Origin of the sequence: Nocardia sp. NPDC051052 (genome assembly GCF_044456045.1) — a bacterium.
Taxonomy (GTDB): Bacteria; Actinomycetota; Actinomycetes; order Mycobacteriales; family Mycobacteriaceae; genus Nocardia.
The window spans coordinates 167,561-182,698 of the sequence record NZ_JBITFL010000005.1 but is presented as its reverse complement, the minus strand read 5'-3'; the positions used below and the strand labels follow the sequence as shown (position 1 = coordinate 182,698).

Annotated in this window: 13 protein-coding genes; 7 read left to right on the top strand and 6 right to left on the bottom strand. The window is 67.8% G+C overall.

Features of this window, described 5'->3' with window-relative positions; all coding sequences use genetic code 11:
* Positions 1 to 137: 137 nt before the first annotated feature.
* Positions 138 to 704: an RNA polymerase sigma factor SigC gene (sigC, locus tag ACIBCN_RS18370; RefSeq protein ID WP_396993309.1), complete on the bottom strand. Its 567-nt coding sequence runs from the start codon at positions 702 to 704 to the stop codon at positions 138 to 140.
* A gap of 119 nt (positions 705 to 823) precedes the next feature.
* Between sigC and ACIBCN_RS18365 the strand changes: the two genes are divergently transcribed.
* Together ACIBCN_RS18365 and ACIBCN_RS18360 are read left to right on the top strand one after the other, a co-directional pair.
* Positions 824 to 1,567, top strand: coding sequence for a zf-HC2 domain-containing protein (locus ACIBCN_RS18365; protein WP_396992750.1), 744 nt, complete (start codon positions 824 to 826; stop codon positions 1,565 to 1,567).
* Between the two features lie 10 nt (positions 1,568 to 1,577).
* Positions 1,578 to 3,839 (top strand): heavy metal translocating P-type ATPase, encoded by a 2,262-nt coding sequence (locus ACIBCN_RS18360; protein WP_396992749.1) that lies wholly within the window; start codon positions 1,578 to 1,580, stop codon positions 3,837 to 3,839.
* Between the two features lie 15 nt (positions 3,840 to 3,854).
* On the opposite strand, the gene ACIBCN_RS18355 is transcribed toward ACIBCN_RS18360, so the two are convergent.
* Both ACIBCN_RS18355 and ACIBCN_RS18350 read right to left on the bottom strand, forming a co-directional pair.
* Positions 3,855 to 5,828 carry a cytochrome c oxidase assembly protein gene (locus tag ACIBCN_RS18355; protein ID WP_396992748.1) on the bottom strand — a complete coding sequence of 658 codons (1,974 nt, stop codon included), beginning with the start codon at positions 5,826 to 5,828 and terminating at the stop codon, positions 3,855 to 3,857.
* A 126-nt stretch (positions 5,829 to 5,954) separates the two neighbouring features.
* On the bottom strand, positions 5,955 to 6,803 hold the full coding sequence (locus tag ACIBCN_RS18350; protein ID WP_396992747.1) for a mycofactocin-coupled SDR family oxidoreductase: 849 nt from the start codon (positions 6,801 to 6,803) through the stop codon (positions 5,955 to 5,957).
* Positions 6,804 to 7,020: 217 nt separating this feature from the next.
* Here ACIBCN_RS18350 and ACIBCN_RS18345 point away from each other — a divergent pair, with 217 nt between their 5' ends.
* Positions 7,021 to 7,254 carry a hypothetical protein gene (locus ACIBCN_RS18345; protein ID WP_396992746.1) on the top strand — a complete coding sequence of 78 codons (234 nt, stop codon included), beginning with the start codon at positions 7,021 to 7,023 and terminating at the stop codon, positions 7,252 to 7,254.
* 7 nt (positions 7,255 to 7,261) lie between these two features.
* On the opposite strand, the gene ACIBCN_RS18340 is transcribed toward ACIBCN_RS18345, so the two are convergent.
* Positions 7,262 to 8,557, bottom strand: a complete 1,296-nt coding sequence (locus ACIBCN_RS18340) for a cytochrome P450 (RefSeq protein WP_396992745.1) — start codon at positions 8,555 to 8,557, stop codon at positions 7,262 to 7,264.
* Between the two features lie 376 nt (positions 8,558 to 8,933).
* Here ACIBCN_RS18340 and ctaD point away from each other — a divergent pair, with 376 nt between their 5' ends.
* Positions 8,934 to 10,637, top strand: a complete 1,704-nt coding sequence (gene ctaD, locus ACIBCN_RS18335; protein WP_396993308.1) for a cytochrome c oxidase subunit I — start codon at positions 8,934 to 8,936, stop codon at positions 10,635 to 10,637.
* A gap of 60 nt (positions 10,638 to 10,697) precedes the next feature.
* Complete coding sequence (locus tag ACIBCN_RS18330) at positions 10,698 to 11,345, top strand: class I SAM-dependent methyltransferase (RefSeq protein WP_396992744.1); 648 nt, start codon at positions 10,698 to 10,700, stop codon at positions 11,343 to 11,345.
* A 46-nt stretch (positions 11,346 to 11,391) separates the two neighbouring features.
* On the opposite strand, the gene ACIBCN_RS18325 is transcribed toward ACIBCN_RS18330, so the two are convergent.
* The gene (locus ACIBCN_RS18325) at positions 11,392 to 11,910 is read right to left on the bottom strand and encodes an AAA family ATPase (protein WP_396992743.1); all 519 of its coding nucleotides are present in this window, start codon (positions 11,908 to 11,910) and stop codon (positions 11,392 to 11,394) included.
* Positions 11,911 to 12,129: 219 nt separating this feature from the next.
* On the opposite strand from ACIBCN_RS18325, the gene ACIBCN_RS18320 reads away from it, so the two are divergent.
* Entirely contained in the window at positions 12,130 to 12,702 is a 573-nt protein-coding gene (locus ACIBCN_RS18320) for a peptide deformylase (protein WP_396993307.1), read from the top strand.
* Here ACIBCN_RS18320 and ACIBCN_RS18315 read toward each other — a convergent pair whose 3' ends face one another.
* A complete protein-coding gene (locus ACIBCN_RS18315; protein WP_396992742.1) occupies positions 12,703 to 13,170 on the bottom strand; it encodes a hypothetical protein in 468 nt (155 codons plus the stop codon).
* Positions 13,171 to 13,626: 456 nt separating this feature from the next.
* On the opposite strand from ACIBCN_RS18315, the gene ACIBCN_RS18310 reads away from it, so the two are divergent.
* Positions 13,627 to 15,129: a sensor histidine kinase gene (locus tag ACIBCN_RS18310; RefSeq protein WP_396992741.1), complete on the top strand. Its 1,503-nt coding sequence runs from the start codon at positions 13,627 to 13,629 to the stop codon at positions 15,127 to 15,129.
* Positions 15,130 to 15,138 lie beyond the last annotated feature (9 nt).

Genomic DNA, 15,138 nt, shown 5'->3' with positions numbered 1-15,138 from the left:
CTCCAACCGTTGGCAGAACTCATGCTAGGAAGCTCTGGCCGGATACACCTCACCCCCGAGAGCCACCTGGTACGCGGTCTTGCGATACCCCGGTGCCAGGCAGATCCCAACCGAGGGTGCTGCCTACGGCGCTCAGGTCAGCCGTTGGCGCTGCGGCGCATGCCGAATCGGGTTGCGGCGACCAGATCTTCGCGACCGCGGGCCACCCGGGAACGGACGGTGCCGACTGGGCAACCGCAGACCGTGGCGGCCTCGGCGTAGGACAGGCCGAGCACCTGGGTGAGCACCAGCGCCTCCCGCCGCTCCGGCGCGAGATCGTCCAGCAGCAGATTGAGTTCGACGATCTCGGTGAGCCCGTCGCGGCGCGGCACCTGCCGGTCGGCCGCCGCGACCCAGTCGACGCCGTGCGCGATCTTCGGCCGGGCCACCGCCATCCGCACCTGATCGACCACGACCCGGCGCGCGATGGACAGCAGCCAGGTGCGCGCGCTGGCCCGGCCCTCGAAACGCTTGATGCTGCCGAGTGCCCGCAGGTAGGTCTCCTGGGTCAGGTCGTCGGCCCGGCCGACCTCGGTCAGATGCGCGAGCAGCCGCCACACATCCTTCTGGGTGGCCCGGATGAAACCTTCCAGCGCCCGCCGGTCGCCACGCGCCGCCGCCAGTGCCAGGCGGGTCGTCTCGTCATCCTCGGCGGGCGTCGGCATGGTGTCGACAATAACCGGCCGACCCGCCGTAACCTGCGTCACCACCGCCGCTTCAGTGAGCGCGGCCACCAATCACAACCGCCGGGAACTTCGGTGTCCGGATAGACGACAATCTGGACGTGGAGTGCAAAGTGTGCCGGACGGCGCTGTCGGCCCGGATCGACGGTGAGCGCGAAACCGTGCCCGCCGCCCGGGTGGACGAGCACCTGGAGCAGTGCGCCGAGTGCTGCTCCTGGTACGTCGCCGCGGTGGAGACCTCGAAGCGATTGCGCGGCGCCTCGTCGTACGCGCCGGACCTGACCGACGCGATCTTCGCCGCCGCCGAGTTGGAGCGGCCGCGGCCGACGCCGCTGGCCAGGCTGCGTGCCGCGGTGCCGACCTCGCGGATCGCGTCGGCCCGCGTCCTGCTCGGTGTGCTCGGCGTCGTGCAATGCGCGTTGGCGCTGGCCCAGCTGGCCGGGCTCGACTTCGGCATGAGCCACCACCACGGCGCCGAGATGACCCGCCACCTGCTCAACGAGAGCACCGCGTGGAGCCTGGCGATCGGCGTCGGGTTCCTCTACTGCGCGCTGCGGCCGCATGCCGCCGCCGGTGTGCTGCCGGTGCTCGGTGTGCTGGTCGCCGCGTTGAGCGCATTCGTGGTGTCCGATCTGTACTCCGGGGTGGTGCCGATCTCCCGGGTCCTCTCGCACGGGCTGCTCGTCGTCGCCCTGGCGCTGGTCGTTGTCGTGCATCGGACGCGCCGCCCGGAGACATCGCCGCCGACCAGCGACCGCGTCCCCACCGACTTGGTGCTGCCGCCGGGCGCTCAGCTCGGCAGGCGCACCCGCCACCTCCGCTCGACCCAAGATCCCGCCGCCTGAACGGAATGTCATGACCATCGAGCTCGACTCGATCACTCGCACCGACCCCAACCGCATCTCCCTGGCCGTCACCGGAATGAGCTGCGCGGCCTGCTCCACTCGGGTGGAACGCAAGCTCAACAAGATCGACGGGATCACCGCGTCGGTGAACTATGCCACCGGGATCGCGACGATCGACGCGGTCGGCGATATCACCGCCGAGCAGCTGTGTGCCGAGGTCGACGCCACCGGGTTCGGTGCGTCGCCGATCACCGACCGCAGCGAGCCGATCGGTTCGGCGCCGGAGGACGCGGCGGTCAACGACCTGTTGCGCAGGCTGGTGGTGGCGCTGATGGCGTTCTTCCCGCTGGCCGACCTGTCGGTGATGTTCGCCACCATCCCGAGCACCAGGATCACCGGGTGGCAGCTGATCCTCACCGTGCTGGCGCTGCCGGTGGTGGTCTGGTCGGCGGCGCCGTTCCACCGCAAGGCTTTTGCCAATGCCAGGGTCGGTGCGGCGAGCATGGACACGCTGGTCTCGGTCGGCGTGCTCACCGCGACGCTGTGGTCGCTGGACACCATGTTCTTGCACCCCAATCGTTCCGGGCCCGCGCCCGACGGGGTGTGGGCGGCGATCTGGGCCAGTGATGCGATCTACCTCGAGGTGGCCGCGGGCGTCACCGCGTTCGTGTTGGCGGGGCGGTATTTCGAGGCGAAGGCCAAGCGGTCGGCGGGCAGCGCGTTGCGGGCGCTCGCCGCGCTCGGTGCGCGTGAGGTCACCGTACTGACCCGCGACGATCGCGAAATGCGGGTGCCCATCGGCGAACTCGTGGAGGGGCAGCGCTTCGTGGTGCGACCCGGCGAGACCATCGCCACCGATGGCCTTGTGGTGTCCGGTGATTCGAGTGTCGATGCCAGCGCGATGACCGGTGAATCCATCCCGGTCGACGTGACGGCGGGCATGGCGGTGATCGGCGGCACCACCGCGCTCACCGGGCGGCTGATCGTGGAAGCCGCTGCGGTAGGGGCGGATACGAAGCTGTCCGGGATGATCCGCCTGGTCGAGCAGGCGCAGACCGGCAAGGCGCGGATGCAGCGAATCGCCGATCGGGTGGCCGCGGTGTTCGTTCCGTTCGTCTTCCTGGTGACGGCGGTGACCTTCGTGATCTGGTTGGCCACCGGCTCCGGTGCGGATCGAGCCGCGGCGGCCGCGCTGGCGGTACTGGTCGTGGCGTGCCCCTGTGCGCTGGGTCTGGCGATTCCGACCGCGCTGATGGTGGCCTCCGGACGTGGTGCGCAGCTCGGCATTTTCATCAAGGGCCATCAGGCGTTGGAAGCCACCCGGGACGTGGACACGGTGGTGCTGGACAAGACCGGGACGGTCACCAACGGCGCGATGAGCGTGGTCGCGGTGACCGAGCGCGAGCCGTTCACCGCGGCGCGGGTGCTGCGCCTGGCCGGTGCGGTGGAGGCGGCGTCCGAGCACGCGGTGGCCGCGGCGATCACGCGCCACGCCCGCGAAACGGCCGGCGACCTGCCCTCGGTCGAATCCTTCGAAGCCCTAACAGGTTTGGGTGCGCGCGGCACGGTGGACGGCCGCACGGTGCTGGTCGGCCGGGCCCGGCTGTTCGACGATCAGGGCATCGACATCCCGCAGGACATGAATCGTGCTGTCCGGCAGCAGGAACGGTCCGGACGCACCGTCGTGCTCGTCGCCGTCGATGGCGCGGTCGTCGCGGTGATCGCGGTGGCCGACACCGTCAAGGAGACGGCGGCGGCCGCGATCGCCCGGCTGCACCGGCTCGGGCTGCGGGTGCTGATGTTCACCGGCGACAACGCCTACGCGGCACAGTCGGTGGCCGACGAGATCGGCATCGATGAGGTTGTCGCCGAACTACTTCCGGAGGGCAAGGTCGAACTGATCGCCCGCATGCAGGAGCAGGGGCATCGCGTGGTGATGGTCGGCGACGGCATCAACGACGGCGCCGCGCTGGCCACCGCCGACCTCGGCATGGCGATCGGCGCGGGCACCGACGTCGCGATCGCGGCCGCCGACGTCATCCTGGTCCGCGAGGATCTCGGCGCGGTCGCCGACGCCATCGAGCTGGCACACGCCACCCTGCGCACCATCAAGGGAAACCTGGTGTGGGCGTTCGGCTACAACGTGATCGCCATTCCGGTGGCCGCGCTCGGCTTCCTCAACCCACTGATCGCCGGCGCGGCGATGGCCTTCTCATCCTTCTTCGTGGTCTCGAACAGCCTGCGACTGCGGCGAGTTCGCTTCAACCGCTAACCTTCGGTCGGGGGGTTAGCGGCGGGACTGGGCCAGTTGCTCGAGCATGGCATTGTAGGCGGCCAGGTCGGAGTCGGCGTAGTCGTCGTCCTTGCGGTCGGTGCGTACCGCGGTGCGGCGGTCTTGGGCTACCCATTGGGTGAGTAGGGCGCCGACTACGAGCAGGATCGGGATTTCGCCGGAGACCCAGGCTATTCCGCCGCCGACGCGTTGGTCGGCGAGCAGGTCGATGTTCCATGGGAGTTGCAGGTTGGTGTAGAAGCGGGAGCCGATGACGGTGTTCATCGACATCACCGCGACGCCGAAGAAGGCGTGAAAAGGCATGACCGCGAACAGGACGCCCAGCCTGCCCAGATGCGGCAGTCGGCGCGGGCCCGGGTCGATGCCGATGATGCCCCAGTAGTACAGGTAGCCGACGATCAGGAAGTGCACGTTCATCAGCACGTGCCCCCAGTGATAGCGGATCAGGCTCTCGAACAGCGGCGTGAAATACAGTCCGTAGAGCGAGATCACGAACAACGACAGCGCCGTCGCCGGATGCGCGATCACCGCGGTCGGTCGCGAATGCAGCAGGGCCAGCACCCATTCGCGTACGCCGTGCACCTGGCCGCGCTTGGCCGCAGGCACGGCGCGCAGCAGCAGGGTCACCGGCGCGCCGAGCACCAGCAGCACCGGCACGAACATGTTCAAGGCCATGTGCGTGATCATGTGCATGCTGAACATCGCGAAACCGTAGGTGCCGATGCCCGAGGAGGTCGCGATCAGCAGCGCTACGCAGCCGCCGATCCACGAGGTGGTGCGCCAGCGCGACCAGGTGTCGCCGCGTCGCCACAAGCGCAGCACGCCGAGCGTGTACAGCACGATCGCGGCCAGCGCGGCGGTGCCGAGCACCATGTCGAAGCGCCACAACGTGATCAGCCGCAGCAGGTTCGGCCGATCGAACAGGTCGAACCCGAGGAACACCTCCTGCGCGGTGAACGATCGGTCGGCGAAGGCCGGGGCGGGCTGTACCGCCATGGCCACGGTCGCGGCCAGCGCTATCGCGGAAAGCGCTCCGCCGCAGGCGATCATGAAGGCGGTACGAGCGCCGGGCTCCCGGTGCCGCAGTACCGCGCGCATCGTCAGCCCGAGGTCGGCGGCGACGGCGACCACCACCAGCGCCAGCCGTCCGTACCCGGTGGTCAGCACAGCTGACCACGGCAGCAGGATCAGCCAGAGCACGAGGCCGCTGAGGGTGGCCGCCGCCAGGCACAGCAGCGCGATCACCGCGCCACGCCGGACCGCGGTGCGCGCGTGTGATCCGTTGCGGCGCAGGTGGTCCGCGACGCACCAGAGCAGTCCGGGCAGCACCGACACCGCGAGCTGGAAAATGATCATCGCGCCGGTGCCGTAGTCGTGATTCGGCCCCTCCCCCGCGTTGCCGACCATCGCGGGCGGCAGCACGCCGATGGCGGCCACCAGCAGCAGCACCGCCGCACCGTTCCAGGACAACAACATTCGGGCGCCCAGCGTCACCAGACCGGCCAGCACGGCGACCACGATCCACGCCTTCGGCTTCTCGCTGGCATCGATCAGCGCACCGAGCGCGCCGATCCGGAAGAGCCCGGAGACCGTCAGCCCACCCACATTCGCCGCGGTCGCCGGGATCAGCGCCAGCGCCGACAGCAGCCAGACCAGGCCGGCCCGCTCGGCGAGTCGCAGCCCGGAATAACCGTCGACGTCGAGGCGGCCGCGGCCGGTGACGGCGGTACAGCACACCGCGTAGACCAGCGCGCCGAGCGCGGTCGCACCGGCGAGCGCGGCGACGACGCGCAGCAGCACATAGCCGAGCACGTCCGCGAAACCGGGGTAGGCGGTACCCGCGGCTCGGTAGGGCGCGTCACCCGCTTCCACCACCGAGCCGATGACGAGGGCAAGCAGAACCGCCGCCGCGACCAACCAGACGAGGTGGACTGTCGAGCGCTTCACCTGCACGTTGACGCCCACCATCCCTCGAGAACGAAAGTTTGCACCTGAACCAGGTCTCGCTGACCGGTCGGATGCGGTGCCGGGAAAGTTCCGGTGCCGCCGCGACTGCGACGCAGGTCACATTCTTTTCGATAGTGGAGCCAGGAGTTACACGGTGTTGGCGCTGAGCCCGCCGGAGATCGTCAATGCCTCGCCGTTGAAGTGGCGCCCTTGCTCGGACACCAGCATCAGCACCGCGTCGGCGACCTCGGCGGGCGAGATCAGATCGGCGTTCGGCGGGCCGGCGGCGAACATCGCCATCACGTCCTCTTTGGTGGGATTCTCCATGTCCGGCAGCATCATTCGATACATGTCCGGATTCTGGATCATGTCGGTGTCCACGCCGCCGGGCAGTACCGCGTTGACGGTGATGCCGTATTCGACCACCTCCAGCGACAACGACTTCACCAGCCCGATTACGCCCCATTTCGCGGCCGCGTAGTGCCCGGCGTTGCGCACGCCCATCCTGGCCACGATGGAGGAGGTGGCCACGATGCGGCCCCACCGGCGTTCGATCATGTGCGGCACCACCGCGCGGAAGCTGCGGAAGACACCGTTGAGGTTGATGTCGATCATGTCCTGCCACATCTGCTCGCCCATCTCGGCGATCGAGGAGTTGGTGGCGATGCCCGCGTTGGCGATCAGGATGTCGATGTGACCGAAGTCATCGATCGCGCGCTGGGCGACCGCGTTCATCGCCGTCTGGCTGCGCACATCGGCCTCGAGCGGCACGCAGCGGCGTCCGGTTTCCTCGACCAGCTTGGCCGTCTCGGCCAGATCGGACGCCGAACTCATCGGATACGGCACGCTCGCGACCTGCTCGGCGATATCGCACACCACGATGTCCGCGCCGGCCACCGCAAGCGCCACCGCGTGCGCACGCCCCTGACCTCGGGCGCCGCCGGTGATCACCGCTACCTTGCCGTCGAGATTGCCCATGCCGGCCCCCCCCCCCACCAGATCAGTATTTGTTCGGCCGAATCCATCGTTTCACGCGGGCAGGTCGTGAAGTTGCCGTTTACGTTCGTATTGTCCAGAACTACACACGAAACGTTCCGGGTCGGCGCAGCGACGAAGTGAGTGCGGTGTGCGTCGCAGCATCAGGCAGTACTCGCCGGCGGCACATCGCGCAGGCGCGCGGTCCAGCGCGCCCACAATGGTCCAAGGGGGCCAGATGACCGATTGTGAGTACTTCGCCGTGGATCTCGACCAGCTCGTCCGACCTTCAGGCAGCACACCGACCGACTACGACGCGACCGTGGCCAGCTCGTTCGACAGCCCGCGGCTGCGCCGACTGGTGCACACCGCGGTCGGTCTCTCGCACGACTCCATCGACCTGTTGTCCACCATGAGCGACCGCCTGCGCGCCGTCGAGGGCATGCTCATCGAGGATCCGCTCGACTGCTGAGCCGGATTCAAGCGGTGCGACTGGCCGCGGGCAGTCCCAGTACGGCCGGTATCCGTTGATAGCCACGGAGATTGACGAGACCGCGCCGCTCGGCGGTGCCGGCCAGCCGCAGTTCGGGGAAGCGTTCGTACAGCGCCGACAGCGCGACGGCACCCTCCATCCTGGCCAGGCTGGCGCCGAGGCAGGCGTGCACGCCGCTGCTGAACGACAGATGTTCGCGCGCGTTGACCCTGGTGACATCGAAGGCGCCGGGGTCGGCGAAGACGGCGGGGTCGCGGTTGGCCGAGCCGAGCAGCAGCGCGACCGACTCGCCGCCGCCGATCGGCTGTCCGGCAATCTCGGTGTCGGACAACGCGGTTCGCGAGGTCAGCTGCACCGGGCTGTCGAATCGCAGGATCTCCTCGATCGCGGCGGGCCACCGGTCCGGCTCGGCGCGCAGCAGGTCGAGCTGGTCCGGATGGTCGTGCAGCGCCATCATGCCGTTGCCGAGCAGGTTGACGGTGGTTTCGAAGCCGGCACCGGCCACCAGCGTGGCGATTGCCTTCAGTTCGGGCATGGTCAGGCTGCCGCTCACGGCCAGTTCGCTGAGGATGTTGTCGCCGGGGTCGGCGCGCAGCCGGGCGATATGCCCCGCCACGAATTCCTCGCTCGCCCGTAAGGCGGCGATGGCGGTACGGAACGTGCGCCACGAGATGCCGACGTCGAGCAGCGGTGCGCCCGCGTGGCCCAGCTCGAGCATGTAATCCTGGTCTTGCCTTGGCACACCGAGGATTTCGCAGATGATCGCCACCGGAAGCAGCCTGGCGAAGTCGGTGATCAGGTCGGCCTGTGGACGCGCCGCCAGTCCGGCGAGCAGCTCGTCGGTCACCTCGACGATGCGGTCGTGCAGCCTGCCGACCGCGCGCGGGGTGAATTCCTGCGCGACGAGCTTGCGATACCTGGTGTGTTCCGGCGGGTCGACCATCAGCATCGACGGCGGCTCGACCGGGTTGGCCAGCTTCAGGTCGGTCGCCCGCAGCAGCCGCAGTATCGGCCGGGGTAGGTTCAGCGCGTCCGGCGGGGTGGTGCCGAAGTTTTTGTCACGCAGAATTGTTCGACACACTTCGTAGTCGGCGGTGACCCAGGTGACCGGGGTGCGTACCAGTCGGCCTTGCGCGCGAATGCGGTCGCCGAACTGGTAGGGATTCTGTCCGGCGTGCGAGTTCGTGAGGATCTCCGACAGCGGCTCACCGCGACGGGCACGCCTGCCGAGGTAGATGCTCGGTACACCGTGCAATATCGCCCAACGAATCCAGCTCTTCATATCGGCCCCCGCCTATGGTCGGTAGGTCCTCACGGTACGCACCGGCGTGCCGCGGCGCATCAGTCCCCGGTCGCAGATAGCCCTGATACCCAGGACGTATCACTCCACGAGGGCCGCAGAGCGCTGACCTAGCCGGAGAAGCCCAGTTGGCGGGACTCATTCGCGTCCGCATGGCAAACCTTTGGCAAAGTCGATCTAGGGGTGGCGTGAGACAGCGGTCACATGGTTTGGTTGATGCAGGCCGGTCGCGCCGGCCTCGAGTTGCCCGGCGGTTCGGAAGGTGGCGACGGCTGTGAGTGTGACGCAGACCGAACAACTTCAGGCGGTTCGACCGTATCCGCGTCGGTTGGGGCCCAAGGGTTCCTACCTGTGGAAGATGATCACGACCACCGATCCCAAGGTGCTCGGGATCATGTATCTGGTCACGGCGATGAGCTTCTTCTTCATCGGCGGCCTGATGGCCTTGCTGATGCGCGGTGAACTGGCCAGGCCGGGAATGCAGTTCCTGTCGACGGAACAGTTCAATCAGTTGTTCACCATGCACGGCACGCTGATGCTGCTGTTCTACGCGACGCCGATCGTGTTCGGCTTCGCAAACGCCGTGCTGCCCTTGCAGATCGGGGCCCCGGACGTCGCGTTCCCCCGGCTCAATGCGTTCAGCTATTGGCTGTACCTGTTCGGGGCGACCATCGCGACCGCGGGCTTCCTCACCCCCGGCGGCGCCGCCGACTTCGGCTGGACCGGCTACACGCCGCTCAGCACCATGGCGCACGCGCCGAACGCGGGCGCCGACCTGTGGATCATGGGCCTGATCCTGTCCGGCCTCGGCACCATCCTCGGCGGCGTCAACATGATCACCACGATCATCTGCCTGCGCGCCCCCGGCATGATCATGTTCCGGATGCCGATCTTCACCTGGAACATCTTGGTCACCAGCATCCTTGTGCTGCTTGCCTTTCCGATCCTCACGGCGGCGCTGTTCGCGTTGGCGATCGACCGGCATCTCGGCGGGCACATCTACGACCCGGCCAACGGCGGTGTGCTGCTCTGGCAGCATCTGTTCTGGTTCTTCGGGCATCCCGAGGTGTACATCGTGGCGTTGCCGTTTTTCGGCATCGTGACCGAGATCTTCCCGGTGTTCTCGCGCAAGCCGCTGTTCGGTTACAGCGCACTGGTGTACGCGACGATCTCGATCGGCGCGCTGTCGGTGGCGGTGTGGGCGCATCACATGTATGCGACGGGATCGGTTCTGCTGCCGTTCTTTTCACTGATGACGTTCTTGATCGCGGTGCCGACCGGCGTGAAGTTCTTCAACTGGATCTTCACCATGTGGCGCGGGCAGTTGACGTTCGAGACGCCGATGCTGTGGTCTCTCGGCTTCCTGACCACCTTCTTGTTCGGTGGGCTGTCCGGTGTCATCCTGGCCAGTCCGCCGCTGGACTTTCATGTCACCGACTCGTATTTCGTTGTCGCGCACTTCCATTACGTGCTGTTCGGGACCATCGTGTTCGCGACGTTCGCGGGGATCTACTTCTGGTTCCCGAAGATGACCGGGCGGATGATGGACGAGCGGCTCGGTAAGTGGCACTTCTGGACCACCTTTGTCGGGTTTCACACCACGTTCCTGGTGCAGCACTGGGTGGGGGCCGAGGGTATGCCGCGACGATATGCCGACTACCTGCCCAGCGACGGTTTCACCACGCTGAACACCATTTCCACCATCGGGGCTTTCCTTCTCGGTGCCTCGATGTTGCCGTTCATCTGGAATGTCTTCAAGAGCTTCCGGTATGGCGAAGTTGTCACGGTCGATGACCCGTGGGGTTACGGCAACTCCCTCGAGTGGGCGACCACCTGCCCGCCGCCGCGGCACAACTTCTACGAGCTGCCGCGGATCCGGTCCGAGCGTCCGGCGTTCGAGCTGCACTACCCGCACATGGTCAAGCGGATGCGGACCGAGGCGCACGCGGGCTGGGGATCCGGGCAGCGGTCGGCCATGCTCATCGAGGACCGTGCGGTAGCCGAGGAGCAGGCCGGACCGTCGCTGGAGAAACGCCCGGATACCGAGCCGACGCCCGAATAGTTTTGCCGAAGCAGCAAAGAAGTTTGCCGTTATAGCGCCGTGCCGGGGATCGTGGTGTCCATGACCGAGACACACACTCACGACGCCGACGGCACCGCGGTCGAGTTCTGGGAGAACTTCTACCAGGAGCGGGAACGCGTCTGGTCCGGCTCGCCCAACTTCCTGCTGGTCCGCGAGATCGAGGCGGCGCCGGCGGGTTCGGCACTCGATCTCGGCTGCGCCGAGGGCGCCGACGCGATCTGGCTCGCCGAACGCGGCTGGCGGGTCACCGCCGTCGACGTCTCCGAGACCGCGCTCGGCCGCGCCCGCGCCCGCGCCGGCGAACAGGGCTACACCGACATCGACTGGCAGCGCCACGACCTCGCGAACACCTTCCCCGCCGGCCAGTTCGACCTCGTCACCGCCCAATACCTGCACTCCCCCGTCGCCAAGACAGACGAACGCGAAGAGATCCTCCGCCGCGCCGCCGCGGCAGTCGCCCCCGGCGGCCAGCTCCTGATCGTCGGCCACGCCGAATGGCCCTCCTGGGTAGCGGTCCCACCCCACGACGTCCACTTCCCGACCACCGCCGAGGTCCTGGACGGCCTGCACCTCGACCCCGCCGAATGGACAGTCGAAGTCGACGGCCTAGCCGAACGTGAGCAACCGGGCCCCGAGGGTCAGCCCGGTGTCCGCAAAGACAACGTCCTGCGCATCCGCCGCCACTGACCGCGAACCTATCTGCCCCACAACCCAACTCGACCCTTCCGCGCGATCACGCCAGCCGCTCTATTTGCGCGGCCAGGTCGGCAAGCCGAACCGGCTGTGTCGTATCGACCCACACAATGGGCGCAAGCCCGAGCGGCACGGCCCGCGCAACCCAGGTATCCCATTGCTCGGTGAGACGCTGCTCGTCGCAGTACAACGCCCCCCGCCGCCTGCTCACATAGCGACGTTTCGCCACCTCCGCCGGGACGTCACACCAGACCTCCACAACCCGATCAGCCCCAGCCTTCTCGATCCCCGCCCTGGCAAACCCCAAATCCCGAGGCCTGAACCACCACGAGTCAACGACGACAGTCCCCGAGACCGCCTGGGCCAACGCCCACACCGCGTCCATCGCAATGCCACCCAACGCGGGAATCACCGCGTCATCACCAACGCACTCCGCCAAAGCCTCCTTGACCGCGTCCTTCGACAGGAAGGTCCCACCTAGCGCCGCCGCCAACGGCCGCCCCAACGTCGACTTCCCCGCCCCTGGCAACCCATTGACCAATACCAAGAATTCAGCCACCCACCCATCATGACGGCGGCGTCGGTCGACTGCGGGCAGGATCCGGGGCCCGGTGTCAATGGGCGGCGTCGAGATTATCGATGTTGGCGAGAAGTGTTTTGTGCCAGTCTATTTCGGATGGGACGCGGATTCCGCGTGGTCGACTATCAGGTCGTCGACGATGTTCTGGTCCGGCCGGCGGTGGTCGGGTTGGTGGTCGATTTGAGTAATCTGTGGGGCATGGCTGTTCGACCAATACTGATCGCGGGCGACCCTCGGTTGGCTACTCCGGCAACACTTGTCACCACTTTCGATGACGAACTCGCGGCCTTCGTCGACGATCTCTACGAGACCAATACCGCCGCCAACGGGGCGGGCCTGGCGGCCAATCAGGTCGGCGACGGCCGGGCGGTGTTCGTCTATGACCTGGTGGACAACGAGGTTCGGCACCGCGGCTGCGTCGTCAACCCGATCCTCGAGACCTCCGAGATTCCGGAGACCATGCCCGACCCCGACGACGACCTCGAAGGCTGCCTGTCGGTGCCGGGCGAGTGGTATCCCACCGGGCGTGCGCACTGGTCGAGGGTCACCGGGGTGGACGTGACCGGTCGGCCGGTCGCCGTCGAAGCCACCGGATACCTGGCGCGCTGCCTGCAGCACGAGACCGACCACCTCGCGGGCCGCCTCTACCTCGAACGGCTGATCGGGCGGAATCAGCGGGCGGCCCGCCGAATGATCAAGGACCGCACCTGGACTCGACCCGGCCGGACCTGGCTGCCGGAGATCGGCCGGCCTGCTGCCGACCATGGCTGATCAGTGCAGGACGCTGTAGGTAGCGGCGAGGACGAAGCCGTGGTCGCCGGTTTCGCAGTCGACGGTGCCCTGGTAGCCGACGCCGCAGGTGGTGCCCGCGAAGGTGACCTTGTGGCCCTCGGGGAGCACCTTCGCGCCGTTGGGGTGGGTGAAGGTGGGATGGTCGGCGGTGACGAAGTGAGCGGGTTCGATGATGGAGGAGCGGATCTGGTTGGTTCCGGGTGGCGCGTCGATCGGCACGGCGTCGCAACCGGCGGGGCCGCTGTTCCAGTGGAAGCCGCAGCTGCGGCCGTCTGGGGTCTCGAAGAAGAGGGCGCCGTTGTGTTCGGCGTCGGTCGCCAGATAGTCGCGGTAGTCGACGGGGGTCCACGTATCGAGGTCACCGGTTTGGGCGGCGGCGGGGCCCGCGGTGATCGCGAGGGCGGCGGCGAGTACCGGTAGGGCGAGCAGGTGGGTGCGGTTCAACACGGTGGGCCTCCATCGTCGGTGTGCCTGCGGACCTTGCGGATCAGCGCGGTTGCCTCGGCGCTGGGTAATTGGTCTTTCGCCGCTGCGAACGGTGGCGTTAACCGAGATCATCGTGTGCACCAATCCAGCGTGGGCAGGCTCGCCAACCCCGACCCGGATTCAGCGAAATCACGCGCGCGATCGAACTCACCGAAGGAAGGGGTGAGCGGCGCACCGAATGGGTACTAGGTCTTTACGCCGTATCGCCGCTGATCGGCACGAGCCAACCGGCCCGGGTGTCCGCAGCGCAACGGCGCGGTGCGGGCGCCCCTGGTCGGATCCTCACAGCAGATACCCAGCTCGCTCGCAGCTGCGACAGCGGTAGCGGCGCGATCATGTGGGCATGATCGGCACACCTCTCGCGCGAATCGGGATCGGCGTTGGTCACCTGCCACGTGAACCACAGTCGAGGCGGGCATGAACGCGCGCGCACGACTGTCGCGGCGGGTGGCGTCGGTACCGCTGCGGATCGGGCTGGTGATCGCGTTGCTCGTGCTGACGGCGTCGGCGCTGATCGCCTCGGGGGCGGCGGTGACGTCGGCGTTGAGTCAATCGTTGACCCAGCGCACCGACGAGCAGCTCTACGACGCGTCGCGCGGGTGGGCGCAGCCGCGGCCGATGAAGCAGGTGCGCACGAATGACGGTGCTGTGCAATGGGTTCCGGCCGACTCCCCAGGTCCACCGCCGCAGCCCCGATCGGTGGCCGAGCAGCCGCGCCGGTTCTTCGAGCTGCACAAGAGTGCGGGCGGCCAGGTGTTCTTCGAGGTGCCCGGCGGCGGAAACGCCTCGGGCGTACCGGATCTCAGCGGGCAGACCGGCGACAGCCCGACGACGGTCGGCTCCGCCGACGACTCGTCGGTGCACTGGCGGGTACTGACCACCTCGAACCAATACGGCTCGACCACCATCGGATTGCCGCTCACCGACAATCGAGAGACGGTGTCCCGCTTGATCTTTTTCGAGCTCGCCACCGGCACCATCGCCTTGGTCGCGCTGGGCGTGGTCGGCTACCTGGTGATCCAGCGCAGCCTGCGGCCGCTGCGCGAGGTGGAGGACACCGCGGCGGCCATCGCGGGCGGCGACCTGCACAGCAGAGTCCCGGTGCGCGGCGTGGACACCGAGGTCGATCATCTGGCCCGCTCGTTGAACGAGATGCTCGCCCAGATCCAGTACGGCGTGGCCGCGACCGAGGCTTCGGAGGAGGCGGCGCGCCGTTCCGAGGCCAAGATGCGCCAGTTCGTCGCCGATGCCAGCCACGAGCTGCGCACGCCGCTGACCACCATCCGCGGCTTCGCCGAGCTGTATCGGCAGGGCGCGAGCACCGATGCCACCATGGTGGTCGGGCGGATCGAATCCGAGGCGGAGCGGATGGGGTTGCTCGTCGAGGATCTGCTGCTGCTGGCTCGGTTGGACGAAAAGCGCCCGCTGGAGCGCAAACCGGTGGACCTGCTCGCGTTGGCGGGCGATGCCGTACACAACGCCCAAGCCATGGCCGCACGGCAGCAGACGTCGCCCGAGCGGCGCATCGGCGTCGTGGTGAACACCGGCGAGGGCACCATGGACGTGATCGGCGACGGGCCGCGACTGCGCCAGGTACTCGCCAACCTGCTCGGCAACGCCCTCGCCCACACCCCGCCCGAGGCCGCTGTCATGGTGCGGCTCACCCCTGCTCGCGACGAAGTCCGCATCGATGTGATCGACTCCGGCCCCGGACTGTCCCCCGATGCCGCCGCCCGCGTCTTCGAACGGTTCTATCGCACGGACACCTCACGGACCAGGGCGAGCGGTGGCAGCGGGCTCGGTCTCTCGATCGTGCACGCACTGGTCGCGGCGCACGGCGGGCGCGTCACTGTGCACAGCGAACCCGGTGAGGGGGCCATCTTCACGGTCGCGCTGCCCCGCGGGCAGCTGTCGACGTGACTACCTGAC